25 protein-coding genes are annotated in these 24,573 nt (G+C 37.3%); 7 read left to right on the top strand and 18 right to left on the bottom strand.

The window, feature by feature from the left end:
• Positions 1–111: 111 nt before the first annotated feature.
• The 8 genes from SFB89_RS02155 to nadA form a co-directional block, all read right to left on the bottom strand.
• Entirely contained in the window at positions 112–1,014 is a 903-nt protein-coding gene (locus tag SFB89_RS02155; RefSeq protein ID WP_331775310.1) for a patatin-like phospholipase family protein, read from the bottom strand.
• Between the two features lie 26 nt (positions 1,015–1,040).
• Complete coding sequence (locus SFB89_RS02150; RefSeq protein WP_331775309.1) at positions 1,041–4,160, bottom strand: efflux RND transporter permease subunit; 3,120 nt, start codon at positions 4,158–4,160, stop codon at positions 1,041–1,043.
• Positions 4,161–5,288, bottom strand: coding sequence for an efflux RND transporter periplasmic adaptor subunit (locus tag SFB89_RS02145; protein ID WP_331775308.1), 1,128 nt, complete (start codon positions 5,286–5,288; stop codon positions 4,161–4,163). It lies immediately after the preceding gene.
• A complete protein-coding gene (locus SFB89_RS02140) occupies positions 5,285–6,511 on the bottom strand; it encodes a TolC family protein (protein WP_331775307.1) in 1,227 nt (408 codons plus the stop codon). Before SFB89_RS02140 ends, SFB89_RS02145 begins: the two co-directional genes overlap by 4 nt.
• On the bottom strand, positions 6,508–6,933 hold the full coding sequence (locus SFB89_RS02135) for a MarR family winged helix-turn-helix transcriptional regulator (RefSeq protein ID WP_331776040.1): 426 nt from the start codon (positions 6,931–6,933) through the stop codon (positions 6,508–6,510). Before SFB89_RS02135 ends, SFB89_RS02140 begins: the two co-directional genes overlap by 4 nt.
• A gap of 125 nt (positions 6,934–7,058) precedes the next feature.
• Complete coding sequence (flhB, locus tag SFB89_RS02130) at positions 7,059–8,111, bottom strand: flagellar biosynthesis protein FlhB (RefSeq protein ID WP_331775306.1); 1,053 nt, start codon at positions 8,109–8,111, stop codon at positions 7,059–7,061.
• Between the two features lie 6 nt (positions 8,112–8,117).
• The gene (gene nadC / locus SFB89_RS02125) at positions 8,118–8,933 is read right to left on the bottom strand and encodes a carboxylating nicotinate-nucleotide diphosphorylase (RefSeq protein ID WP_331775305.1); all 816 of its coding nucleotides are present in this window, start codon (positions 8,931–8,933) and stop codon (positions 8,118–8,120) included.
• Between the two features lie 9 nt (positions 8,934–8,942).
• Positions 8,943–9,968, bottom strand: a complete 1,026-nt coding sequence (gene nadA, locus SFB89_RS02120) for a quinolinate synthase NadA (RefSeq protein WP_331775304.1) — start codon at positions 9,966–9,968, stop codon at positions 8,943–8,945.
• 76 nt (positions 9,969–10,044) lie between these two features.
• On the opposite strand from nadA, the gene plsY reads away from it, so the two are divergent.
• The 6 genes from plsY (at position 10,045) to SFB89_RS02090 (ending at position 14,878) form a co-directional block, all read left to right on the top strand.
• Positions 10,045–10,674: a glycerol-3-phosphate 1-O-acyltransferase PlsY gene (gene plsY, locus SFB89_RS02115; protein ID WP_331775303.1), complete on the top strand. Its 630-nt coding sequence runs from the start codon at positions 10,045–10,047 to the stop codon at positions 10,672–10,674.
• Positions 10,675–11,010 carry a dihydroneopterin aldolase gene (locus tag SFB89_RS02110; RefSeq protein ID WP_331775302.1) on the top strand — a complete coding sequence of 112 codons (336 nt, stop codon included), beginning with the start codon at positions 10,675–10,677 and terminating at the stop codon, positions 11,008–11,010.
• Between the two features lie 103 nt (positions 11,011–11,113).
• A complete protein-coding gene (hsrA, locus tag SFB89_RS02105; RefSeq protein WP_331775301.1) occupies positions 11,114–11,785 on the top strand; it encodes a homeostatic response regulator transcription factor HsrA in 672 nt (223 codons plus the stop codon).
• Positions 11,764–13,059, top strand: a complete 1,296-nt coding sequence (locus tag SFB89_RS02100; RefSeq protein WP_331775300.1) for a sensor histidine kinase — start codon at positions 11,764–11,766, stop codon at positions 13,057–13,059. The genes hsrA and SFB89_RS02100 overlap by 22 nt, the downstream gene beginning before the upstream one ends.
• 86 nt (positions 13,060–13,145) lie before the next feature.
• Entirely contained in the window at positions 13,146–13,397 is a 252-nt protein-coding gene (locus SFB89_RS02095) for a YfhL family 4Fe-4S dicluster ferredoxin (protein ID WP_331775299.1), read from the top strand.
• Complete coding sequence (locus SFB89_RS02090) at positions 13,397–14,878, top strand: Ppx/GppA phosphatase family protein (protein WP_331775298.1); 1,482 nt, start codon at positions 13,397–13,399, stop codon at positions 14,876–14,878. Before SFB89_RS02095 ends, SFB89_RS02090 begins: the two co-directional genes overlap by 1 nt.
• Here the strand turns inward: SFB89_RS02090 and bamA are convergent.
• Positions 14,875–17,088: an outer membrane protein assembly factor BamA gene (gene bamA, locus SFB89_RS02085; RefSeq protein WP_331775297.1), complete on the bottom strand. Its 2,214-nt coding sequence runs from the start codon at positions 17,086–17,088 to the stop codon at positions 14,875–14,877. The two genes, SFB89_RS02090 and bamA, sit on opposite strands and share 4 nt — an antisense overlap.
• Before the next feature lie 86 nt (positions 17,089–17,174).
• Between bamA and SFB89_RS02080 the strand changes: the two genes are divergently transcribed.
• Positions 17,175–18,002, top strand: coding sequence for a prephenate dehydrogenase (locus SFB89_RS02080; RefSeq protein WP_331775296.1), 828 nt, complete (start codon positions 17,175–17,177; stop codon positions 18,000–18,002).
• A gap of 1 nt (position 18,003) precedes the next feature.
• On the opposite strand, the gene SFB89_RS02075 is transcribed toward SFB89_RS02080, so the two are convergent.
• The 9 genes from SFB89_RS02075 to SFB89_RS02035 all read right to left on the bottom strand — a co-directional run bounded on the left by SFB89_RS02075 (position 18,004) and on the right by SFB89_RS02035 (position 24,492).
• Positions 18,004–18,531: a hypothetical protein gene (locus SFB89_RS02075; protein ID WP_331775295.1), complete on the bottom strand. Its 528-nt coding sequence runs from the start codon at positions 18,529–18,531 to the stop codon at positions 18,004–18,006.
• Positions 18,528–19,046 (bottom strand): NADH-quinone oxidoreductase subunit B family protein, encoded by a 519-nt coding sequence (locus tag SFB89_RS02070; protein ID WP_331775294.1) that lies wholly within the window; start codon positions 19,044–19,046, stop codon positions 18,528–18,530. Before SFB89_RS02070 ends, SFB89_RS02075 begins: the two co-directional genes overlap by 4 nt.
• A 39-nt stretch (positions 19,047–19,085) precedes the next feature.
• Entirely contained in the window at positions 19,086–20,330 is a 1,245-nt protein-coding gene (locus SFB89_RS02065; RefSeq protein ID WP_331775293.1) for an ArsS family sensor histidine kinase, read from the bottom strand.
• Positions 20,323–20,994, bottom strand: a complete 672-nt coding sequence (locus SFB89_RS02060; protein ID WP_331775292.1) for a response regulator transcription factor — start codon at positions 20,992–20,994, stop codon at positions 20,323–20,325. Before SFB89_RS02060 ends, SFB89_RS02065 begins: the two co-directional genes overlap by 8 nt.
• Complete coding sequence (locus SFB89_RS02055; protein WP_331775291.1) at positions 20,991–21,386, bottom strand: Spy/CpxP family protein refolding chaperone; 396 nt, start codon at positions 21,384–21,386, stop codon at positions 20,991–20,993. The genes SFB89_RS02060 and SFB89_RS02055 overlap by 4 nt, the downstream gene beginning before the upstream one ends.
• Entirely contained in the window at positions 21,383–22,501 is a 1,119-nt protein-coding gene (locus SFB89_RS02050; RefSeq protein WP_331775290.1) for a cytochrome b/b6 domain-containing protein, read from the bottom strand. The genes SFB89_RS02055 and SFB89_RS02050 overlap by 4 nt, the downstream gene beginning before the upstream one ends.
• On the bottom strand, positions 22,494–22,988 hold the full coding sequence (locus SFB89_RS02045) for a diheme cytochrome c (protein WP_331775289.1): 495 nt from the start codon (positions 22,986–22,988) through the stop codon (positions 22,494–22,496). The genes SFB89_RS02050 and SFB89_RS02045 overlap by 8 nt, the downstream gene beginning before the upstream one ends.
• Positions 22,989–23,000: 12 nt before the next feature.
• Complete coding sequence (locus SFB89_RS02040; RefSeq protein ID WP_331775288.1) at positions 23,001–23,417, bottom strand: DUF1924 domain-containing protein; 417 nt, start codon at positions 23,415–23,417, stop codon at positions 23,001–23,003.
• A gap of 151 nt (positions 23,418–23,568) precedes the next feature.
• On the bottom strand, positions 23,569–24,492 hold the full coding sequence (locus SFB89_RS02035; RefSeq protein WP_331775287.1) for a manganese-dependent inorganic pyrophosphatase: 924 nt from the start codon (positions 24,490–24,492) through the stop codon (positions 23,569–23,571).
• Positions 24,493–24,573: the final 81 nt, after the last annotated feature.

The following is a 24,573-nucleotide window of genomic DNA, read 5'->3' as shown; positions in this document are numbered from 1 at the left end:
TGCCACTCCTATTGAGAATTTCATGATAAAATTCTATACCTAAGGAATTAACTTTTTATAAATAAAAGTACAATAATTTGTAAAGATATCAGATTTTAAGAGGGATATGTATTATTTTTGGATCAAGGGAGCAATCGCTTCTTGTGTTATTTTTCGCCCTAGAGCAATCATCTCTTTGGCTTTGTTAAATTCATAAAACTCACAAGCATCACCGGGAATATTGATGTTAATATCAGGAGAAAATCCTGCTATTTTGTATTCTGTGAGTACTTTTTGCATCGTATCCAAAGAGTGTCCCATCACACCAAAAATACCGATATCTTCAAAAGCATCTTTCTCTTTTGCTTTCAACAAATCTTCTATTTTTTGTTCCAATTTCAAAAAGAGATTGTGCTTTTTTGCCGGCTTTTTTTGAGTTTTTGTAGATACTTTTTGATGCGTTTCATACATGATATTAGACGTTCTAAAGTTGACATTCACGGCAATTGTCAAATCGGTACTATCTGATATGGTCGGGGCAATCGGTAGCGGATTGAGAACACTGCCATCCACCAGATAATGCCCGCCTATCTTTTTGGGCGTAAAAATAGTAGGAATAGCAATCGATGCACGAATAGCATCACAAAGATTACCGCTTTGAAGCCACACCTCTTTTTGTCTAATGATATCTGTAGCTACGGCAGTAAAAGTGATAGGCAACGTTTCAATTTGCCTATCACCTATCATCGTCTCAATCATATCAAATACTTTTTCACCTTGGATAAATCCATTTTTCCGCAAAGAAAAATCCAATAATTTTGCGACATCAAAAAAAGAGAGTCCCAAAACCCATCGCTTATAATCATCCAAAGTACCACTCGCATAGAGCCCGCCAATCAAAGCCCCCATGGAAGAGCCTGAGATAGAGGTAATCTCAAAATTATGTTCCAACAGCACTTCAATGGCGCCAATATGTGCATACCCTCTAGCCCCACCGCTACCTAAGACTAAAGAGACACTTTTTTTTCGGCTCATCTGCTTGTATTCCTTTTATTTAACGTTTATTTTTCAATTTTCTTGCGTGAAAAGAATTGTTTGACTCTTACCACAAGATAGAAAAACAATGGAATAAAAAATACCCCAATAACAGTCGCGGCAATCATACCACCTACCACAGTAGTCCCCATAATTTGCCTACTATTTGCACCCGCACCGCTGCTGAGTGCCAAAGGTAGTGTTCCCACGATAAAGGCCATGGAGGTCATGATAATCGGTCTAAATCGTAACCGTGCTGCTTCAATCGTCGCATCAAGCACTGACATACCCTCTTTGAGTTTATCCATGGCAAATTCTACGATCAAAATCGCATTTTTTGCCGAGAGTCCCACCAGGGTTACCAATCCGACTTGAAAATAAACATCCGCCTCAACATCACGCAATAAGACAGCCAAAGAGGCTCCAAAAATCGCAAAAGGAATAGAGATAATAACCGCCAAAGGAATACTCCAACTCTCATACAAAGCAGCCAAAATCAAGAAGACAAACAGTGCGGCATAAATCGTCGTATAATTCCCTTTTTTCTCTAAAAGTTTTTCTTGATATGAGGTTCCTGACCACGCAATAGAATAGCCTTGAGGCAAGATTTTCTTTGCAATACTCTCAATCGCATTCATCGCATCGCTAGATGTATATCCGGCTCTTGGATTCCCTGTAATCTTTGCGGCGTTAAACATATTAAATCGTTGAATAACATTGGCATTGACGACACGTTTGACGTGAATGAGTTCACTCAATGGAATCAGCGTACCGGTTGTCGATTTGACAAATGTTTCACTGTAGCTTTTCTTCGTCGATCTAAATTGAGAATCTGACTGAATATCTACATGATAAGTTTTCCCATACATATTAAAATCATTAACATATCCCTGACCAAATGTGCTCGTTAGCGTTGCAAAGATAGAGCTGATTGGCACATTCATAGATTTTGCTTTTTCGCGATCCACACTTAAACGATATTGCGGAATATTAGTATTCAACGTTGTTCTCAAGCCCATTAGTATCGGATCTTTTGATGCTTCCGCGATAATCGCTTGGACATATTTATTCAAATCACTCAGATTTCCACCGGTTTTATCTTGAATCCACATCTCAAATCCACCGGTAATACTCATACCTGAAATCGGTGGTGGGTTCACCGGAATCACAAAGGCATCTTTGTCTTGCATAAATTGTCCAAACATCGCTCCGGCTAATGCTTGAGAGTTTTGGGATGGCAATTTTCTTTGATCCCAAGGTTTGAGTTTGGCAAAGATAATACCAGCATCTGTGGTAAAGGCAAAGGTCGTAATATCCAATCCCGTAATGGAACCAATACCTTCGATATTTGGGTTTTTTAGAATTTGATTTTCAATATTGGCCGCAATCTTAGATGAACTTGCCAAAGAAGTTGCTGGCATCATTTTTTCTATAATCAACAGAAGACCTTGATCCTCATTTGGCACCAAACCAGTCGGTAATTTTTCCATAACATGATAGGTCGTATATAGCAATCCCCCAAACAATAGCAATGAAAAAGCCCATAATTTGATGGTTTTTCTTGTCGTGGCAAGGAATACTTTTGTCGACCATTCAAAAAATTGATTAAACTTACGAAGTGGCCAAATTGGTGCACTTTCATGCTCTTTCAAAAAGATTGCACACAAGGCCGGTGTCAATGTCAATGCCACAATACCAGAAATCACAACAGCCATGACGATGGTCATCGCAAATTGCTGGTACATTACCCCACTAAACCCTCCAGAGAGTGCCGCGGGTACAAATACCGCAGATAACACTAAGACAATGGCGACAATCGGAGTCGTCAACTCTTTCATCGCCTCAATTGTTGCTTCTTTCACGCTCAACGATTTTGTTGCCAAAATCCGTTCAACATTTTCAATAACGATAATGGCATCATCCACCACCAGTCCGATGGCCAGAATCAATCCAAAAAGAGTCAGGAGATTGATCGAGAATCCTGCGACATATAAGCCTGCAAATGTTCCAATAATCGAAACGGGAATTGCCAATATCGGGATAATCGTCGCTCGCAAGTTTCCCAAAAAGATGTAAATCAAAATCGTAACAAAAACCATCGCTTCAAACAATGTTTTGACCACCTCATCAATCGAAGCTTGAACAAATACCGTCGTATCATACGGTGCATTGTATTGCAAATCTTCTGGGAATGATGAAGAGAGTTGTTTGAGCGTATCATCAACGGCTTTAGAAACATCCAAAGCATTGGCGCCTGCTGAGAGAAAAATACCAACGGGGATCATCGGATGTCCTGAATATCTACCAATTGTGGTATACGCATCAGAGGCTAAGGAGATTCTAGCAATATCTTTCAAACGCAACGCAGACCCATCAGGATTTGACCTAATAATAATATTGCCAAATTCTTTTGGTGTTTTCAACCGCCCATCAGTCGTCACGATATAGGTAAATGGCTTCTTTACCTTAAGTGGCTCATGTCCTACTGACCCAGCAGCGTATTGGTTGTTTTGGTTTTTAATAATACTCATCACTTCTGCCGTTGAGAGTCCATAAAACTGCAATTTACCCGGGTCTACCCAGACACGAATCGCATAATCTTTGGCTCCAAAAACTTGGGCTTCACCAACGCCTTTGATTCGCTTGAGGGCATCTAGCACATTAACCGTCAGATAATTGGAAATAAACAATCTATCATGAACATCGCCTTTTGACCAAAATGAGATTACTTTAAGCATATCAGGAGAGCGTTCTTTGACACTGATTCCCTGGCGTTGCACTTCTTCTGGCAATTTACTAAGTGCGAGTTGTACTCGGTTGTTAATATCAACTTTTGCTTGGTTGACATCGGTACCAACATTAAAAAAGACGCTCACCGTTAGGGTTCCACTTGGTGATGCTGTAGAGGTCATATAATCCATATTTTCTACACCATTAATAGCATCTTCTAACGTACTAGCAACCGTTTTAGCTAAAGTAGAGGCATCCGCACCGGGATAGGTTGCTGTTACATTAATTTGAGGAGGTGCTACGGCTGGATATTGTTTTACAGGAAGGATTTGAATCGCCACAATCCCTCCGATAATGATCAATAACGATACAACCGTTGCAAATATCGGTCTATTTATAAAAAATCTTGAAAACATCTACTTTCCTTGTGCATCGACAGTTTTGTCTATTTGAACAGCAGCACCTGGTTTTAATCTAAAGAAATTATTGACAATCACTTTGTCGCCAGCTTTTAAAGTACCAGGTTTGACAGTAAACATGTTACCCGCTTCATTGCTAATGACAACAGGTCTCACGGCAACTTTTCCTTTTTCTGCGACAAAGACAATCGTGCCAAGAGGATTTTGAAGCACTGCTTTTTGAGGAATCATGATCACATTTTTCTCAGCAATATCACTCAAAACAACACGGGCAAATGAACCGGGCATCAAATAACCATCTGTATTATCAAACAGTGCTCTTAGTTTCACTGTCGCGCTTTGTTTGTTTATATTTACATCAATAAAATCAACCGTCCCTGTGGTTTTATACGGTTTTCCATCAATTAAAAGTTGTAAGGTGAGTTTTCCATTAGATGGCATACTCCAGGTATTGTTTTTAATATTACTATAATCACTCATCGGCATTGAAAATTCGGTATAGACTTTATCATTTTGAGTGATGGTTACCAAGGTTTGAGGAGGATTGGATGTCACCAAATCCCCAACATCGACTTGTTTTAAACCAATAATTCCGGAGATTGGTGCTTTTACCTTAGTATAATCCAAATCTATTTGTGCCTCTTTTAATTGTGCCTTTGATAATGCCAAAGAAGCCAGTGCCTCTTCATAAGCAGAGATGGCACTATCGCGTGATTCTTGACTAATCGCCTTACTAGCATAGAGTTTTTTTACTCGGTTCCATTTTCGTGTTGCATTTTGCAAGGTCGCTTTGCTCATTTGAACCGAAGCTTTAGCGGCATCAACTTTCGCTTGATACATACTATCTTCGATTTGATATAAATGTTGTCCTTTGGTCACATGTTCGCCTTCTATGAAGTATTTTTTTTCTAAGACTCCTAAGACTCGTGAGACCACTTTGACACTTTTGTAAGGGAGTATTTGCGCGGGATACGTTAGGGTAATCGGTCGCGCTTTAGGTGCTTTTACCACAAAGACATCGGCTTTGGGAGCGGGCATCTTACCCGCTGGTGCAGCAACGGTAAGAGATGGTATCAGCAATAGGGAAGCTGCCGATACCAGCAGTGTCTGTTTTAATCGTTTCATTGTACAAATTCCTTTATATTTTTATTCGCATAGTAATAATAGGAAGCATAAGCTACCTGTAAATTGTTGAGCGCTGCTTTGTATTGCGCCTTTGCATTGGTTAGTACCGTTAGAGCATCAAGATAGGCCACATTATCAATACTTCCAACTTCATATTTTTTGGCTACTGTTTCATACGCACTTTTGGCTGCTCTCAATGAGCTTTTAGCGCTACGAATTTGAGCAATGGCTGTTGTAATTTTGGAAAGTGCTAATTCCACATTGATATCTTGGGCTTGGACTTGTTGGTCAATCTGTTTTTTCAAAGCCATTTTTTGAATAGTAACCGATTGTTTTTGCTTTGAAGAGAGTCCATCATCATACAGTTTAATATCAAATGTCAACATTAATTTATTTTGGTTATCCAGTCCTTCAGGATGGCTCGTATCGGTCCTATCATAGCCATAGAAACTGTACGTATCTGCTAGGGTAATTTGAGGGCGATACGCTGCATCAAAGGAGTCTGCGTAATATGAGAGTGCTTGAGCATTTTTCTTTAGGGCATTGATATCATCACTCACCTCTTGTTTGACACCGACAGGTTTTTGTATCGTCGCATCCTCTAGTGTGGTCACTTTTTTACCCACTTTTAAAGCCAAAAGTTTTTTTAATGACAACAGTTGATAACGCGCCTCATCAATTTGATAGACATTGTTGCTGTACGCAGCTTGTAATTTATCTATATCGTCTTTGGTGGCACTTCCTACTTCATAGAATTTTTTAACGCGTGTCAATTCAGCTTTTAGTTGATTTTGCATCTCTTCTAAGGCTTTAATATTGGCTTGTATATTTTTAATGCTATAAAAATCTTCTACAATAGAGAGTTGCAATCCTTTTTTATATGATTGCGTTTCAAATTTTGATGCATCATATAAAGATTTTTTTTGATCTATCGTGTTTTGTTTCAATCCTCCATCATACAAATCAACCGATACCTTTGCATACCCGCTGTAAATATCTCCTGGAGTACTATAGGATCTGGCATTTAAGTTTTGATAATATCCACCGACGTGAATCGAAGGATATTTTGAACTGATAGAAGATTCAACTTCTTTTTGCTTGGCTTGTTGTGTCAAATTTTTTGAAAGCACCATCTTATTGTTTGCGATAGCAAAATCCAATAAAGACTTCAATCCATCGGCATACATCAAAGCGGGGATTACTAAAATTAATAATCTTTTCATGCGTTTAATTCCTTATAATATTTTTTTATTTTTTCAAATACCTCTAGTGTGGTGTAGTAATCATTATCACTGATAATATTTCTCAATTCCATCTCTTGTTTTTCGAAGATAGGTGATAACTCTTCTACCCCTTTTTTAGTCTCATCTGTCACATAAATTTGGAACACTCTTCTGTCCTCTGTTGAAATTTCTCTCCTTAACTTCCCTTTCTTAACCAATGTATCAATCATGCGTGTTATGGTCGTTTTATCTTTATGCAAGTATCCGGCAAGTTGTGTTTGCGATAATCCTGGCACTTCATATACAACCTTCAAAAGCATGGCTTGTTCATGGCTAATATTGTACGATTTAAGATATTTATTAGTTTTGGTTTCTATTATATTCTTGGTCAATTTCATTTGCAATAACAGACTGTCCTTCATATCAATCAAAACATTCTCCTTATTAGTTGCATATGCAACTTTTAGTAATGCAACTATATATCAATTACGCTTAAATTTACATTTATTCACGGGATTAATTTTGATATTCAATCATGATATTGTGTTTATTTTTTGGATGTTTTGTAAACAAATGCTAGAACTTCAGCCACGACTTTGTATAGATTCTCTGGAATAATATCATCCAATTCACATTTTTTATAAAGCTCACGTGCTAAAGGAGGGTTTTCTACAATCTGAACATTGTAATTTCTGGCAATTTCTTTAATTTTGAGTGCTAAAAAGTCCACGCCCTTTGCTAACACTCGAGGGGCTCCCTCTTTGTCTTTATCATAGCGAAGTGCCACAGCAAAATGTGTCGGGTTGGTAATCACGACATCTGCATCGGGAATCTCTTGCATCATTCTTTTTTTAGTCATTTCCATCTGGATTCTTCTAATTCTAGCTTTGATCTGAGGGTCACCCTCCATCTGTTTATACTCATCTTTAATCTCTTGTTTGCTCATTTTTAAATCTTTAAAATAGTTATATCGCACAAAAAACAGATCAAACAAGCCTAAGAGAAAAAAGATGACGAGCATACTAGCACCAAGCAATATGGCCTTTGTTTTTAACCAATACAATTGTTCAAAAATCGGCAAATATACAATATTTGGCAACTCTTTGACAAAATCAAATAGAAAATAATAAGCTGTCAACATTACAATAGAGACCTTGAGGATTACCTTTAGGGTTTCTACAAGTTTTTTGATTGAAAGAAGATTCTTCAATCCTTTTATCGGATTAATCTTTTTCAAATCCGGAATCAGAGGTTTGGAGCTGAACAAAAATCCAAATTGCAAGACCCCAGCTAATACACCTGAAAGCGCCACGATAATAGCCAAAGGCAAGATAATCAACAACATTTCGCCCATCGTCGCTATAGAGATTTGCATGACTGTGTTTTTTGTGAGTTCTACGCCGATAAACGATTGAAGGTACACATAGAGCTTAACGATGTGGCGCTCCATCATATTGAAGAGCGCTAAAAAGGCAATAATAGCAACCAGTAACGTCACAAAACTACTGGTATCTTGACTTTTGGGGACATTACCCTCTTTTCGTGCATCCTCTATTTTCTTAGAGGTGGGTTCTTCTGTTTTTTCTTGATCGTCAGCCATATCACATCACGTGATTTTCATAGAGAGGTCAAGCCACGTCGCTTGATGAATCAAACTACCACTACTGATAGCATCAACGCCTGTTTGGGTATACTCCTTGATATTTTCAATCGTGATATTGCCACTTGCTTCAACTAAGATATGCGGGAAATTGGCATTTTTATATTGGACAACTTTTTCTATATCACACAGTGCCATATTGTCACACATAATCATATCTGCACCGCACTGCATCGCATATTTTGCAAACGCTATATCTTCACATTCGATTTCGATTTTTGTGGTATAAGGCAATTTGTTTTTGGCCATTTGCAAAAAAGTATCTAGATGATCAATCGTTTTGATGTGCGTATCTTTCAACATCAAACAATCATCCAATCCCATACGGTGATTATTACCACCTCCACATCGCACGGCATATTTTTCAAAAATTCTAAGGTGCGGTCGCGTTTTTCTTGTATCCAAAAGCTTCACATTACAATCTTTTATCTGCTGGGTGTATAAATTTGTATTGGTGGCGATGCCGCTGGCATGTTGCAATAAATTGAGTATCGTACGCTCACACATCAAAAGTTTTTTTGATTTACCCTTTAAGGTGGCAATCACATCGCCCTTGGAAATACTCTCACCATCTTTCAAATGAAACTTAATATTAATATGTTCTACTTTGCAGAGTGCTTTGACATATACCACGCCGGCTAAGATACCCGAATCTTTTGAAATGATAGAAGCCACTGCTTTTTTATTGTCCCCCACAAGATAGAAGAGATCGCCCCGACCAATATCCTCTTGCAGTGCGTTTTTTACGAATTTTTTTATCATCATGATCTCCTAAATTTCAAACATCCGATTGAGTGCAATATAAGACCATTTTCTGACATCTTCACTGATTGTAATCTCATTATCAAATCGTTTTTCTTTAATCGAAAGTAGCGTATTATAAAGGTCTTCAAGCGTTGTCTCATTCATCGTCGGACATTCTGGCTTTGAAGATGAGAGAATGTAGGTATTCTCTTTTCGCAAACGATTCACCATATTGAATTCAGTGGCTACGGCAATTTTCTGTTCTAAGGGTTGCTCTTTTATAAATTTGATGATTTGACTGGTTGAGCCCACAAAGTCTGCTTGATCACAAACTTCAACCTTACACTCTGGATGTGCCACGATTAAGATTCCCGGAAATTTTTCTCTATAAAATGCGATATCATCGGTATCAAAGAGTTGGTGCACTGAGCAAAAACCATTGTAGCAAATAATATCAGAGTCCTTAGGATCGCTACCATCTCCAATAACACAAGATTGTAATCCCATCCCTTTTGCAATATTTTGTCCCAAACAACGATCAGGAACAAAAAGAATCTTTTTGCCACTTTCTCGTGCTTTTGTGATAATCATCTTGGCATTGGAACTGGTACAAACCATGCCTCCCATCTGACCGACTTTGGCCTTCACATCAGCTGAAGAATTGATATAGGTAATGGGCATAATATCTTCTTTTTTGATACCCGCTTTTTCCAAAATAGCGACATTAGTGTCATAATATTCTCCATCAATCATCCTAGCCATCGCACAACAAGCGATTTTGGGCATCAAGACTCTCTTTTTAGGAGACAATATTTTAACACTTTGCCCCATAAAACCAACACCACAAAAAATCAAAAATTCTTTTTCATCTTTGGCGGCCCACCGTGCTAATTCTAATGAGTCGCCTTTAAAATCTGCCATATCAAAGACTTCATCTTTTTGGTAATAATGCGCTACGATGCTCACGTCTAATTCATTTTTTAATTTTTCTATCTCTATTTTTAATTCATTTTTATCCAATTTAAAATCCTTTACATCTAGACCATCTATCATGTTTTCGCATTATAGCAAAAGCATAATTAAATTAAATTTTTGCTAGAATTTTGCGATATCAACAAAAGGAAATATATTGGAATTTTTTTTTAATACAAATATACAATTTTACATTTTAGCGTACCTTGTGGGAGGCATTCCCTTTGGATTGCTACTGGCAAAATACTATGGCCATGTCAATGTGACAGAAGTCGGTAGTGGTAGTATCGGTGCGACCAATGTACTGCGAGCATTAAAAACACAAAATCCAAAACTAGCCAAACAAGTAGCCATCGCAACACTGGTCCTTGATGTATTTAAAGGCATCATTATATTAGCACTTGCTAAATTTATCGCAGGGGTTAGCCCTGAAACACTCTGGACCATCGCTATATTATCTGTCATCGGACACTGTTACAGCCCTTATTTAAAATTTGAAGGGGGCAAAGGAGTTGCGACGGGTATGGGCGTGATGTTTTTTATGCTGCCTGTTGAAACGTTGATTGCGCTGGTTGTCTGGTTTCTTTTTGCAAAGACCATCAAGATTTCATCACTATCATCGCTCAGTGGTCTTTTGGCCCTTGTTATTGCCTCCTTTATCATTCATCCAAATATTCCACAAATCAGCACGCATGCGCCTATTATTATCATCACCTTTATTATCTTTTACAAACACATCCCCAATATCATCCGAATATTTAAAGGGGAAGAAACGCGAGTCGTTTAAGTGACCATCTTTATAAAGAATTTTGAATTTGATGCGATACTGGGACTCTTAGATACAGAGCGACATACAAAGCAGCGCATTATTGTCGATGCGAAAATCCACTATCAGTATTCAAATTCAAATTTTATTGATTATTCGCAAGTAACAAAAATCATACAAGAAACTATCATGAGGCGAAAATTTCTTCTTATTGAAGAGGCGTTAGAAGAAATCATCACAATTTTGAGCAATGAATTCCCAAAAATTGAGAAAATAAAACTCAAAATATCTAAGCCTGATATTATAAGCAACTGCGTAGTGGGCGCTATTATTAAAAGAAAATTAAAAATTTATTAAAAATTTATTAAAAAAACTTTAAATCTAGCTAAAATTATGTTATAATCTCCTTTATCTTTTTCACGTCAAGATATATATTAAATTTTAAATGCAAGGAACAATAATGAGAATCCTAATTGTTGAAGATGAAGTAACACTAGGTAGAACTATAGCAGAAGGACTTCAGGAGTTTGGCTATCAGACTGATAGCTCAGAAAATTTTAAAGATGCAGAATATTATATTGGAATAAGAAATTATGATTTAGTTTTAGCTGATTGGATGTTGCCAGATGGCGATGGTGTAGATTTAATCAATATTATTAAACAAAAATCTCCAAGAACTGCCGCTGTGATTTTATCAGCAAAAGATGACAAAGAGAGTGAAATCAAAGCCCTCAAAGCCGGTGCCGATGATTACATCAAAAAACCATTTGATTTTGATATTTTGGTAGCGAGAATTGAAGCAAGATTACGCTTTGGTGGCACTAATGTTATCAAAATTGATGATTTAACAATCGATCCTGATGAAGAAAAAATCACCTATAAAGGTCAAGAGATCGAGCTCAAAGGAAAACCTTTTGAAGTACTCACACACCTTGCACGCCATAGCGATCAAATCGTCTCAAAAGAACAACTACTGGATGCTATTTGGGAAGAGCCAGAACTTGTCACTCCAAATGTCATCGAAGTTGCTATTAACCAGATTCGTCAAAAAATGGATAAACCATTGGAAATCTCAACTATTGAGACCGTGAGACGAAGAGGTTATCGATTTTGTTTTCCAAAAAAAGTATAAGAAATAGTTTTATTTTACAATTGGTACTGGCATCAACAGTACTGATTGTAATCTTCTCGATTATTTTATATAACTACATCAAAATTTCCATCTACAAAGACTTAACCAACTCTCTTAAAAAGGAAGCCGCTTTAGTCGCTGTTTCTAAATCATCAGATTTGAATCAATTGGGTGTAAATCTGTTTGATCCGGAGCTGAGTATTCAAGATTTAAAAGTCAAAACAGTCATCCGAGTTGATGCCAAAACAAAAATATTTTTTGAGCATTCAACACGGAACAATCAACACTACTTACGAATCTACTATCCGTTAAATAAAGCCAAAGCACTCTTTATCTCCATCACAAAAAATATCAGTGATACGGATAAATTACTCAATGAGATTCTGAAGAATATTTTGACTATCAACCTCATCGCTATCTTTCTGATTCTTTTTTATGCGCTATTTCTCTCAAGAATGCTCCTCTTGCCCATCAAATCTCTTACGATGAAATTAGCCAATATGAATGAAAGTTTTCTTCAAAAAATTGACCTTAGAACCTTGCCTGAAGAGTTTGTCCCCTTAGGAAAAAGTATTAACGGCTTGGTCAAGCGAATCCAGGTGTTTGTAGAGTACCAAAAAGAGCTTTTTATCGGCACCTCTCATGAGCTCAAAACGCCCCTAGCGGTCATGAAAACCAAAAATGAAGTGACCCTCATCAAAAAAAGAGAGCCTGAAAAATACATTGAGACCATACGCAGTAATAATCTGACCATTGATGAGATGAATAAGATGATTAGTAATATTTTAGAGATTGGAAGACAAGAGAGTGCCCATTTTGAAGAGCCTATCAAGATGGACCTTGTCAAATTTCTCAAAGAAAAACTCAATAACTTTAGAATCTTAGCCCACCAAGTGGAGAAAAGTTTAGAAGCAGAGATATCGCCAGATAGCTACATCATCAAAACGCAACCTACTTTGATTATACATATCTTACAAAATTTTGTCCAAAATGCTATCAAATTCACACCTATTGGTAAATCCATCATCATTAAATGCTACGAAGAGGACAATGGCTACGTCGTCAAAGTCATTGATGAGGGCTGTGGTATTGATGAAAAATTGGATCTTTTTGCTCCTTTTAAACGCTATGGAAATAAGTCCGGTGTTGGGCTTGGACTCTTTTTAGCTCAGGGTGCGGCTAATGCCATCGGTGCAGAAATATCATTAAAAAATAGAATAGATGCTTCCGGTACTATTGCTACTTTATTTATCCCAGAAGATAAAAAATCGTAAAAAATTATAAAAAATCAATTTTTTAAATTTCCTTAAAGTATTTTTAGTGTATAAGTTTTAAAATTTTATTTTTGAGGAAACAAAATATGTCACTAATGATAACAGACGAATGCATCGCTTGTGATGCATGTAGAGAAGAATGCCCTAACAATGCAATAGAAGAATCTGATCCCATTTACATCATCGATCCAGATATTTGTACTGAATGTGTTGGACACTATGATGAACCTGCGTGTATCTCAATCTGTCCGGTTGATTGTATCATCCCTGATGAAGACAACAAAGAGAGTTTAGAAGAGTTAAAGTTAAAATTTGAACAGTTAAACAGCGAAGAGTAATGGCAAAACGAACCGCCATTATAGATATTGGCTCAAATTCTGCCAGAATGGTTGTTTTTGAAAAGACAAGCCATCTGGCCTTTCATATGATCAAAGAAGTCAAAAGCCAAGTACGCATTGGGGAGGGCGCCTACGAAAATGGTGGAGTCCTTCAAGAAGTTCCACTACAAAGAGCCTATGATGCGCTGGGCAGTTTCAAAAATATCATCAAATCGTTGAAATGTCAAAAGACACTCTGCGTGGCGACATCAGCACTGCGAGATGCGCCCAATGCCCCCTCTTTTATCAATAGAGTCAAAAAAGAGCTCCATATTAACATCAAGATTATTGATGGGAAAAAAGAGGCTTATTATGGTGGTATTGCCGCTATTAACCATCTCAAACCATTTGATAAAGCTGCGACGATAGACATCGGGGGAGGCTCGACAGAACTCTCTTTTATCCAAAACAATAAAATCATACAGACCATCTCACTCAATGTGGGGACCGTCCGACTTAAAGAGTTGTTTTTAGACAAACATGCCAAAACAGATAAAATCGCTAAATTTGTTGAAGAGATTGTCCAGGCGTTGCCTGATGATTTTAAGACTGAGAAACTCATCGTCATCGGAGGAACAACACGCTATCTCTCAAAGCTCATTATGGCAAAAATCAACTATCCGCTCAAAACCGTACACGGCTTTGAATATCAGCTTAGTGATTACTTGGAGTTAATTCGCGATATCAAAACGTCACCGACCATTCAACTCAAAGATTTTGGAATCAAAAAAGAGCGTATCGATACCATTCGGGAAGGCTTATATATCTTTGATGCCGTTACTGCCAAGCTAGGCACCAAGCACGTTATCACATCTGGTGCAGGAGTTAGAGAAGGTGTCTATTTGAGTGATTTATTGCGAAATCAACACCACATTTTCAATCCGACTTTCAGACTGAGTCTCAGAAGTTTAATTGATCGATTTGAAATTCAAGACATCCAAAATAATTCAGCCGTAAAGTGCTCTTCTGATCTTTTTGATGCATTAGCCTATATTCATCAAATCGATAGTCAGTATAAAAAAGAGTTGGAGATTGCAGCAAAACTCTACAATATTGGCATCAAACTAAATTTTTATCAAAAAAACCTACACAGCTTTTACTTTATATTAAACAATCTCAACTATGGTTTTACCCATCAAGAAAAAATCTTAGTAGCTATTTTGATAAAGTATCATATGAAAAAATTGCCATCTGCCGAAGAAATTTCACGCTATCAAGATTTGTTGCCCCATATTGATACGGTCAATTGGCTCAGTTTTATCCTCTCTTTAACCAATTGTCTACATGAGGACCTTATCAATGCAACCTTTGAGTTTGAATACAAAAATCACACCTTATATATCAATTCTAGCAAGAAGCTGAATTTAGCCAAAGAATCAATCAAAAAACTTGCTAAACCCGCTTCATTTGCGATTGTATTAAATGAGTCACGCTTCTTTTAGAAGCGTTGTCCCATTGTAAATTCAAATGATGAAAGATCATCTCCAGATTCATTCAGTAGTGCTTTTGCAAAAATGAGGTTAATCGCTCCAAGAGGAGAATTCCATTCTAATGTCACACCCGTACCGGCTCTTTTAATATTAAGACTATCCTCTCCAATCATACCATAGTCAAAAAATACTGCACCTCTTAGCTTGATGCGCTCAATCAGTGGGAAACTCGCCTCCACACTATTAGCAAACATCATTCTACCCCCTAAGAGTGCATCACTACTATTTTTGGGAGAGATGGTATTGGAACTATAACCTCGAACCGTACTCGTACCCCCCATATACAACTTCTCATCAATAGGCAAGTAACCATTATCGACGATATAGTTAAATTTCGCTCGATATCTTAGAATCAAATCATAATCGATTACATCTTGTAATCCATAAAAATACTCAAATTTATTTCTAAAGGTGATAAACTTATCATCTCCACCCAATCCAGCAATTTCAATGCTAGCTTTAGCGCTAATCCCTTTTCTCGGCAAATAATAATCATCCGTACTATTATAAGATACCGCTGGTGTTACCGCACTTTTGATGGTTGTTCCTAATTTATACAATGATGCATCAATACTATCATCTAAATTGCTTAATTCTGATTCTTGCAAGGTATATCCCACAGAACCACTCCATTGGCGTCCAAATTTTCTACCAACAGTAAGATTAAATCCTAAATTTTTCAAATCATAACTGGTGTAATCATAATTTTGTCGGTACACGGTTCCACTTAAACTATAAATAGAGTCATTGACTCTTGGGTTGGTTAATGATATGGCACCACTTAAAATAGAATTGGACCGTTCCACGCTGACATTGGCTTTCATTCCTGAGCCAAAGATATTACCATCAGCAAGACTCGCGCTCAAAATCAGTCCATCAGTAGAACCATAACCAATTCCTCCCCCGATAGAAGACGTTCTTGCCTCTTTAATTGTCACTAAAAGATCGACCTTATCTTGACTCACACGTACTTCTTTGATTGATGCATCGTCAAAATATCCCGTGCGCTTGAGTGCGGTTCTTGAATCTTCCAAATCAGTTTTATTATATAAATCCCCTGCCGCTAAAAAAATCTCTCTTCGCACAACGCGATCGATTGTTTTGGTATTACCAGAAATTCTGACATCATGAATATAGACTTTATCACCCGGGTCTACGATAAAATTAATATTAGCAATATGATTTTTCTTGTCTGTTTTCACATCAGGGTTGACGCGTACAAAAGCATACCCTTTATCGCCGAATGCATTTTCTATCGTTTTTAAATCATTTCGCAGTTTCTTAGAGTTAAAGACTTCACCTTTTTGAAGTTGCATCTGTGCTAATATTTTTTTTGTATCGACAATCTTTTGTGGTGATGTAATCGACAAGGTTCCAACATTGTATTTTTCACCTTCTTTGATATTATAAGTCAATTTTGCAAAATACCCGTCCATATAAGCTTTCAAGAAAGGATTGCTAACATGCGCATCTAAGTAACCATGACGCATATAATAATCTCGGATTCTCGCAGAATCATATATCAAATCTTTGACTTTTAGTTCACCATCATCAAATCCCCACATCCAAGAGAGGTACTCTTCTTGCCTGTTGGCAATAGAGGCTCGCACATCACTGTAATCAAAATTTTTAGCACCGCATAAGGTCACTTTTTTGATAACAATTTTTTCTCCCCTATTGACGATGAGGTTCAAAGAGAGTGATGTTTTGTTGAGGTTTTTAGTCGTCGCTTCGACAACAGTATCAAAGTACCCTTTGTCTTCATAATATTTTTCAACATTTCTTTTGGCAGTATTGAGCTTTGAGAGAGAGTATATCTCACCTTTTTTGACACCCAATGCATCTTTTAAGTCTTTTTTATCACTGTCAGATATGCCAGTGATGTCAATATTTGCAATGACCGGTTTCTCCACGACACTAATGGTAAGATTTCCATTATTGTCATCTTCTACAGAAATATCTTTAAAATAGTTTTGTTTGTAGAGTGCTTTAATCCCTTTGTCAATCACTTCGATATCAATAGGGTCTCCCTTAGAGATATTCATAATCTCTAAAGCCACGCTAGGGGATAGATGTATTAATCCATCAAACTTTATACTCTTGATATCCACAGCATACAACGATGAGAATACCATGAATCCCGATAACAATAATTTTTTCATTCACTACCCTATTTTTCATATTTTAATTACGATAAAAAAAAGATATAATACCATTTTTGGAATTAATTATTTGTTAAAGGTCACATATGAAAGTTGGGATTGTAGGATTGGGATTGATGGGTGGCTCCTTGGGCCTTGCTTTGAGACATATCAAATTTGTATCTAAGGTTGTTGGATTTGATCACAATATCACGCATTGTGAAGAAGCCCTAAAATTTGGGCTTGTAGAAGAAATCGTATCGTTTGAAGAGATTAAGCAATGCGATATCATTTTCTTAGCAATCCCTGTTGAGGCCATTATCAAAGTACTGCAAGATTTAAAAGATGTCCCCAAAAACACGACCATTGTAGATTTAGGGGGCACCAAAGCACTCATTATAGAAAAAACTCCTAAAGAGATTCGAGAAAACCTCGTCGCCGCACACCCGATGACCGGAACAGAGAAGTTTGGACCCAGTGCAGCCATCGAAGAACTCTATCATGATAAAGTCGTCGTATTGTGTGATATGGAACACAGTGGCGCGGTTCACAAAGATCGGGCCGTCCAGTTATTTTCACATATTGGGATGAAGATTGTATTTATGAATCCTGTCAATCATGATAAACATGCCGCGTTTATTTCTCATCTTCCTCATGCGATTAGTTATGCACTTGCTAATTCTGTCATGAGTCAAGAAGACCCCAAAAGTATCCTCATTCTAGCAGCGGGAGGATTCAAAGATATGAGTCGTGTCGCAAAATCATCCCCATTGATGTGGGCTGATATTTTTAAACAAAATAGAGACAATCTTCTAAAATCTTTAGAGGTTTTTGAGCAAGAATTAGACCGATGTAAGAAAATGGTCCAAGAGGAAAATTGGACTGAATTAGAAGGATGGATGGGCAAAGCCACCACCCTTCATAAGATTTTATAATCTAGTATAAATTCCGTAAAAAAACGCCCATGAAGATTGCAATAATCCCAAGGACAATATTAAAGGGGACCATATAACTAGAAATATATGTGGCTCTCTTTTTGGCACCTGCGAGATCATGCTGGTTTAAAAGCTTTTGGGCATTATTGCGTATCAATACCATAGCAAGATAATTGAGCGTCATAATGGTCCAAATACTCTCTTTAACATGAATCAGATTGTAAACATGCATCGCACTGCTATTGATAACCTGACCCGATTTGTCCAGCGCGGCATCTCTAAATCCCAGTCCTACTGACATAATTATAGCGGTGACTAACAAAATCACGATAAAAGGTGACACCAATATAAAAAGTCGTTTGAGGGCATATAGGGCACTTTTGAGTCGGATATCCGCTTGTTCGATATTTTGAAAAGAGTAATGAGCGCTATAACGCATCACAATCATCCCTCCTACCCATATCACCGCACTAATAATGTGCAAAAAAGTAATCTCCACACGGTAGCTTGCAAACAGTTCTTGTATCATGTATTTTTCTCCAATTTTTTTAAAAAATCTAACAATCCACGAATAATCATTTTGGGCTCAGGAGGACAACCAGGGATGTGATGAAACACTTCAATATGCTGCGCTATGGGTGCTTTAATCGCAAAAGTCTCCTCAAACGGCGCTTCCATATTAGGACAATCTCCAACACTGACAACCCACTTGGGTTCTGGCATCTGACGATAGGCATTGAGAACATGATGGTACATATTCACACTCATCACTCCACTAATCAACATCACATCAGCATGTCGGGGGCTCGCTACAAAATAGATTCCCAATCGTTCAAGATCATAGTAGGGATTTGACAAGGCGTTGCATTCAGCCTCACAGGCATTACAACTGCCACTATCGACCATTCGGATAGCAAGACTTCCGGCAAATTTTCTTTTAATGTGATCTTTGATTGACTTTTTAATCGCGTCAAGTTCTGTATCGAACTCTAAACATTCTGTCAAAATTTTGTTCTTGGCTCTTCGCTGCCAAAATTTGATCATCGCTTCCTCTTTGTTATCTGATTTTTTGCCATTATACCATTATATATCATGAAATTTTATAATGAAAACATTTTGTCCTCTATCATGATAATACTGTAGCGTTAATTGGTGGTGTTCTAAAATACGTTTCACAATATTCAGACCCAAACCATATCCTGCAATGTTTCGTGAAGATTCCTCTTGAGTGAAGGTTTGCATATAATACTCCAAATCACGCTCTAAAGGTATTCCAAAGTTTTTAATAGCAATCGAGGTATTTTTTACTAGAATTTCGACTTTTCCATGCGTACGATATTTTAGGGCATTGTCAATCAGATTTTTGATAGCAATTGCGATGTAATTGAGATCCACTTCACAACTAAAAGGCTCAGGCACATCAATCTGAAGATCAGCATCATCATCGATTAATATCTTAGAGAGTGCTTCTGCTAGTATTGAGTTGATGGGATATATTTGAAGGTTCAACACAAGATTATCAGAGTTGAGTCGCTCAACCTCCAAAAGATCATTGGTGAGTTTGTCGATTTGTTGGATGGAGCGCTTCAAAATAACCTTATATTTCCCCTCTTCCATCATCTCCAACGATAAAAGCGCCTTGGAAATTGGCGTGCGGAGCTCATGACTAATATCGCGCAATAATTGGTTTCTAGACTCCATAAGGTGTTCTAGGTTTGTAGCCATCGCATTGAATTTTTTGACAACTTTTGAGATTTCATCATGCTTTTTGCGCTCAGGCAATCGTAGAGAGTAATCCCCACTACCAAACTCTTCTATCGCATTGGAAATCTTCTTTAGGGGACTTAGCATCCGCATAAAAATCAAAAAGATTGCTATTAAAAGTAAGATATCTGCAATAATCAAATAATTTAATTGTGCCTTTTGCTGTATTTCATTATGTTGGCTTTGATCATAATAGAGCACTTGATCGTCCAAATATTGCATATAGAGTAGATATCCTTCTGAAGTTTGGAAGATTTTTACATCACCAAAGGCTACCTTATGCTCATAAACAACTTTTTTATCTTGAAGGTGCTCTATTTTTCTACGCTCATACTGTAATTCACGGGCACGTTTGGCGAGGCCTTGCATATCACCATTGATCATATAATCTAAAAAGACTTTGGAGGATTCAATGTATTTATTTTTGTAAATCAATGCGATTTTTTCATTGGTAATTTGATTGGTTTTGCTCGAGAGAAAAAACATGATAGCCATGCTAATACAAAAAAGAATAAAGACTTTTTTAAAGAGACTCATATCCCAAAATTTTGTTAATTTATCCAATGAATTTGTACCCAATTCCCCAGACTGATTTGATGTATTTTGCTGATTTTGAATCATCAAAAATTTTATTACGAATGTTACTAATATGCATATCAATGGCACGATCTTTGATGTTGTGATAATCACTGCCAAGATAATTGGCGATACTTTCACGCGATAAGATTTTATTAGGATTATTCAGAAATAATGAGAAAATCTCATACTCTATTTTCGTCAAATTTAAGACTGTATGCTCTTGAGAAATCTGCATTTTATCCTCATCAATTTCAAATTCTCCGACTTTTTTCACATGTACTTTGTGGGTGACTCTTCTCAAAATCGCATTCATTCGCATCACCAACTCCCTTGGCTCATAGGGTTTTGCAAGATAATCATCCGCCCCATAATCAAATGCTACGATTTTATCCCCAAGATTACCCCTTGCACTGGATATAATGATAGGAATATCGCTTTTTTCTCGAATCCGCTGACACACATCAAAACCATCAAGTTCGGGTAGCATCAAATCTAAAACGACCAAATGATAATCACTTGAGGGTGCCTTTAATGCTTTGATTGCCGACAAAGGACTTGCATACGCGATGACTTCATAATCGTAATGTTTCAGATAATCTATCAACAGTTCTTGCATATCCAAATCGTCTTCGATGAGCAAAATCTTCATTCTACATTCCATGCGTCACTATATTTTGCAAATGCGGCTCTTTGTGTGGGTGTTAAAATATCATGAACATGCTTCAAAAACTCTACCTCCACCTCAAATGCTTGATTCCAAAGTTCTTGATTGATGGCTTTCAGCTTGTGCGCATCAAATGTATCATTTAAAAAAAGTCTCTCTTTTTTATCTGACATCTTTTCTCGTGATTTACGAAATTTTTTGGCTTGATGGCGATACTCTTTGAGAACTTTTTTCATCTCATGTTCTTGTTTTTTGCTGAGATGTAAATAGGTCAAATCTTTACTAAAATAGTGATGATAATCTTTGTGATGTTTATGATCATCCGCCTGTAGGGTTCCAAAAATCAAAGTCAGCACTATCAAGCATCGTAATATCATCCTTCGCTCCTTGGTATGTGAATCCTATTATCTTCAATTATACCGTTTTGTATCCCACTATGACAAGCTTTGCAATTGGCCTTGCTTTTGACCTCAGCACTCGCAAAAACCTCTTTTTTGATCTTTCGGTGGCGATGTTTCCAGTATGGAGTTTCTGTGATAGCGATTATTGTACTGTTTTGTTCCATACTTTTTAGAATTTTAAAAGCCGCCTCTTGTGTTGAGTGTTCTGCACTATTTTGACTCAAGAATGCCATGATAGAATTTTTGCTTATCTCATCAAGGCTTGCATCCTCACCAAAGTGATTATCAAGATGTTCCATCATCGACACCCATGAGCTTTTAGGAAGTAAAAAAGGCGGGTACGTGATATGACAACTCCCGCACTCTTTACTAAAATCCTGATGTAACTGAGCATAATCTTGTTTTATATTCGCACTGGCGATCCACATATTGTCTTTGGTAGCAAGCATATAATACAAAGTAAAAAGTGAGACACCAATCCAAAGAATCGCAAATAACTTTTGCCAAATATTTAATCTCACACTCACATGTGTCTTAGTTTTTTTATAGCCATTTACCATCGCATCAATGGCATCACCTTTTTTGATAAATTTATCGATGAGTGTGCCGGCAATATGGATACCAATCAAAGCAATCAAAGCATTGGCGAAAAATTCATGCAAATGGGAAAAAAGCTCCATATGTTCAAAATAAGCATTATGTAACAATGATAAAATCCCATGATTTTTTTCAATTCCTTGCGTCAAAACTCCGAAAACAATCGTCAAGAATGTCAGCAAAATCATGCCGATAATGGCATAACTTGATGCTGGATTATGCCCAATATAAGGTTTGCCTTTGCGAAAAGGAGAGAGTAGATACGCTTTGAGATCGGCTAAATTAAAGTTAAAATCTTTAAACTTAGAATATCGTGGTCCCACAAACCCCCAGATAATACGAAACACAAAAACCACACCCAAAGCATAACCAAAAGCAACATGATAATCTGCTAATTTTTTATAATCTCCTATCAAATACGCCGTTGCCAAAAATACAATCAACAACAGATGGGAGAGCCGGTTCACCCATGGCCAGACATAACTCTTAGTCATCATAATTCCTATAATTTGGTATTTTCACGGCATGTTCTCCATAATCACCACTTTTTGCTCCCGCATGACAAGCGGTACAATTACTAATACTTCCCACCTCCTTTTGCGTGATCATACGAGGCTTGATACGGCGATGTTTTCGGATGAAATACGGTGTCTTTGTAACTTGAATAGGCGTCTGATTGGGCGCAATGGAGTAAGTGATTTTTCGACTTCTTTTATATTCCATCGCATGATTACTCGAATGGGTCACCATATATTTTAATAAATAACTACGACTCTTTTCATCTAAACTCGCATCGGTATCAAAATGATTTTCTAAATTATTCATAATCTTTTTCCAAGAGCGCTGGGGCAATAACCCGGGTTGAAATGCAAAATGACAACTGCCACACTCTTTGATATATGTGCTATCATGAACCGGTTGGACTCCAGCAGCACACAGTAAACTTGATAATAAAATTCCCGACCATACTACTTTCTTCATGTGCACTCCTTTTTATTTTGAATTGATGTAATATAAAACGTCGCCTTTTTCTTTGGCCGTTCCAACGCGGTTGTACACATCATTGAAATTTCGCCTTAGCCATTTTTTGACATCACGCACCTGTGTTAAACGCTCAGGATTAGCTGAAGGAGCGAGGGGTTTGAGTATTTTATTGGTCCGTTCATTTTTGCCTTCTTGTCTCAAATCTATGGTATGGCAACTCGTGCAAGACATTTTAGTCCCTCTTTTACCAATATGTGTACTGGTAAAAATTTCTGCCCCTCTTTTAGCATCAAAATCTACAAAATGGCTCTCTTGTGCTTTTGCTTGTACTTTTAAATCATTGATGTACGCTTGCATCGGCGCATTAAACGTCGCAGCACTGAGTACTGCACTCAACAGAGTCGTGCTTAGAATTATTTTTTTCATCACCTTCCTTTTAAATTGATACTGAAATAATAAGCACTATCTGTCAAGAATCAAAAGACATTTCTTTACAATTTCTTTACATTTAAAAGGATTTGTTGAAGGAGTGGTGAGAGAAGGAGATAGATGACAGCGCCATCTATCTTATTGTTTATTATTGGTTAAAGGCAGCTTCTAGTGGTGGAGTCACTTGTTTTTTTCGACTCAATACTTTTGGAAGCCAGACTTGTGAATCTTGAAGTGTCGCACCAAAGGCATTTTCGATAATCGTCGCATCATCACTCACACAAAGTAGTTGTGAACCCTCTTTGAGGATATCGGTCAACAGCAAGATAACCGTATGTCTGTCGCCCTCTTCTTTTAACGCTTTCATATCCGCGAGTAGATCCTCTTTCATCGCATCAAAGGTGCTAAGGTCCACCACTTCCAATTGTCCAATGCCGACTTTATGGCCATGCATCTCAAAATCTTTGAAATCGCGCTTAATCAAATCTCGCGGTGTCGCTCCTTTGATGGCTGATTTTGCGATAAATAGCTCCATGCCAAGTGCGCGTACATCTTCGATTCCTGCAATTTTTGCCAATGCTTTGCACGCTTTTGTGTCGATTTTCGTACACGTTGGCGATTTGAAAATGACCGTATCTGAAAGAATAGCACAACACATAATTCCTGCAATATCTTTAGGAATTTCTACTTGATGATAATCATACATCTCTTTAATAATCGTATTGGTACATCCCACAGGTCTAATCCAACACTCAAGCGGTGTTGAAGTCGTCAAATCGCCCAATTTATGGTGATCGATAATCCCTTTTATTGTCGCTTCTTTGACATCTTTAGGTGCTTCAAGTGAATTAGAATAATCCACAATATAGAGATTCTCTCCTGCAAATTCTGTTTTTAACACGGGTTTTTCAAAACCAAATTTATTGAGGATAAACTCAGTCTCTGGATTGAGTTCGCCCTGACGTGCTGGGATACAAGGTTCTTTAAGTTGTGTTTTAAGATATGAAAGCGCAATCGCACTACAAATTGAATCTGAATCGGGGTTTATATGCCCACAAGCATAGGTTGCCATAATGAGTTCCTTCTATTATTTTTTCTAATTATATCATTTCTGGATTAATAATTATTGAGATGCTTCATGAAATAGCCAAGC

This window comes from Sulfurospirillum sp. 1612 (assembly GCF_036556685.1).
GTDB lineage: Bacteria > Campylobacterota > Campylobacteria > Campylobacterales > Sulfurospirillaceae > JAADIZ01.
Note: the sequence above shows the minus strand (reverse complement) of the source record. Positions and strands in the feature narration are given on the sequence as shown.

Coding starts and splice junctions, on each gene's coding strand:
- SFB89_RS02050 (WP_331775290.1), bottom strand. CDS start 22,501: ATGACTAAGAGTTATGTCTGGCCATGGGTGAACCGGCTCTCCCATCTG.
- SFB89_RS02075 (WP_331775295.1), bottom strand. CDS start 18,531: ATGATACAAGAACTGTTTGCAAGCTACCGTGTGGAGATTACTTTTTTG.
- nadA (WP_331775304.1), bottom strand. CDS start 9,968: ATGATAGATGGTCTAGATGTAAAGGATTTTAAATTGGATAAAAATGAA.
- SFB89_RS02145 (WP_331775308.1), bottom strand. CDS start 5,288: ATGAAACGATTAAAACAGACACTGCTGGTATCGGCAGCTTCCCTATTG.
- SFB89_RS02040 (WP_331775288.1), bottom strand. CDS start 23,417: ATGAAAAAAATAATTCTAAGCACGACTCTGTTGAGTGCAGTACTCAGT.
- flhB (WP_331775306.1), bottom strand. CDS start 8,111: ATGGCTGACGATCAAGAAAAAACAGAAGAACCCACCTCTAAGAAAATA.
- SFB89_RS02090 (WP_331775298.1), top strand. CDS start 13,397: ATGGCAAAACGAACCGCCATTATAGATATTGGCTCAAATTCTGCCAGA.
- SFB89_RS02045 (WP_331775289.1), bottom strand. CDS start 22,988: ATGAAGAAAGTAGTATGGTCGGGAATTTTATTATCAAGTTTACTGTGT.
- SFB89_RS02035 (WP_331775287.1), bottom strand. CDS start 24,492: ATGGCAACCTATGCTTGTGGGCATATAAACCCCGATTCAGATTCAATT.
- SFB89_RS02055 (WP_331775291.1), bottom strand. CDS start 21,386: ATGATATTACGATGCTTGATAGTGCTGACTTTGATTTTTGGAACCCTA.
- SFB89_RS02080 (WP_331775296.1), top strand. CDS start 17,175: ATGAAAGTTGGGATTGTAGGATTGGGATTGATGGGTGGCTCCTTGGGC.
- SFB89_RS02070 (WP_331775294.1), bottom strand. CDS start 19,046: ATGATCAAATTTTGGCAGCGAAGAGCCAAGAACAAAATTTTGACAGAA.
- SFB89_RS02135 (WP_331776040.1), bottom strand. CDS start 6,933: ATGAAGGACAGTCTGTTATTGCAAATGAAATTGACCAAGAATATAATA.
- SFB89_RS02095 (WP_331775299.1), top strand. CDS start 13,146: ATGTCACTAATGATAACAGACGAATGCATCGCTTGTGATGCATGTAGA.
- SFB89_RS02140 (WP_331775307.1), bottom strand. CDS start 6,511: ATGAAAAGATTATTAATTTTAGTAATCCCCGCTTTGATGTATGCCGAT.
- nadC (WP_331775305.1), bottom strand. CDS start 8,933: ATGATAAAAAAATTCGTAAAAAACGCACTGCAAGAGGATATTGGTCGG.
- SFB89_RS02060 (WP_331775292.1), bottom strand. CDS start 20,994: ATGAAGATTTTGCTCATCGAAGACGATTTGGATATGCAAGAACTGTTG.
- SFB89_RS02150 (WP_331775309.1), bottom strand. CDS start 4,160: ATGTTTTCAAGATTTTTTATAAATAGACCGATATTTGCAACGGTTGTA.
- hsrA (WP_331775301.1), top strand. CDS start 11,114: ATGAGAATCCTAATTGTTGAAGATGAAGTAACACTAGGTAGAACTATA.
- SFB89_RS02155 (WP_331775310.1), bottom strand. CDS start 1,014: ATGAGCCGAAAAAAAAGTGTCTCTTTAGTCTTAGGTAGCGGTGGGGCT.
- bamA (WP_331775297.1), bottom strand. CDS start 17,088: ATGAAAAAATTATTGTTATCGGGATTCATGGTATTCTCATCGTTGTAT.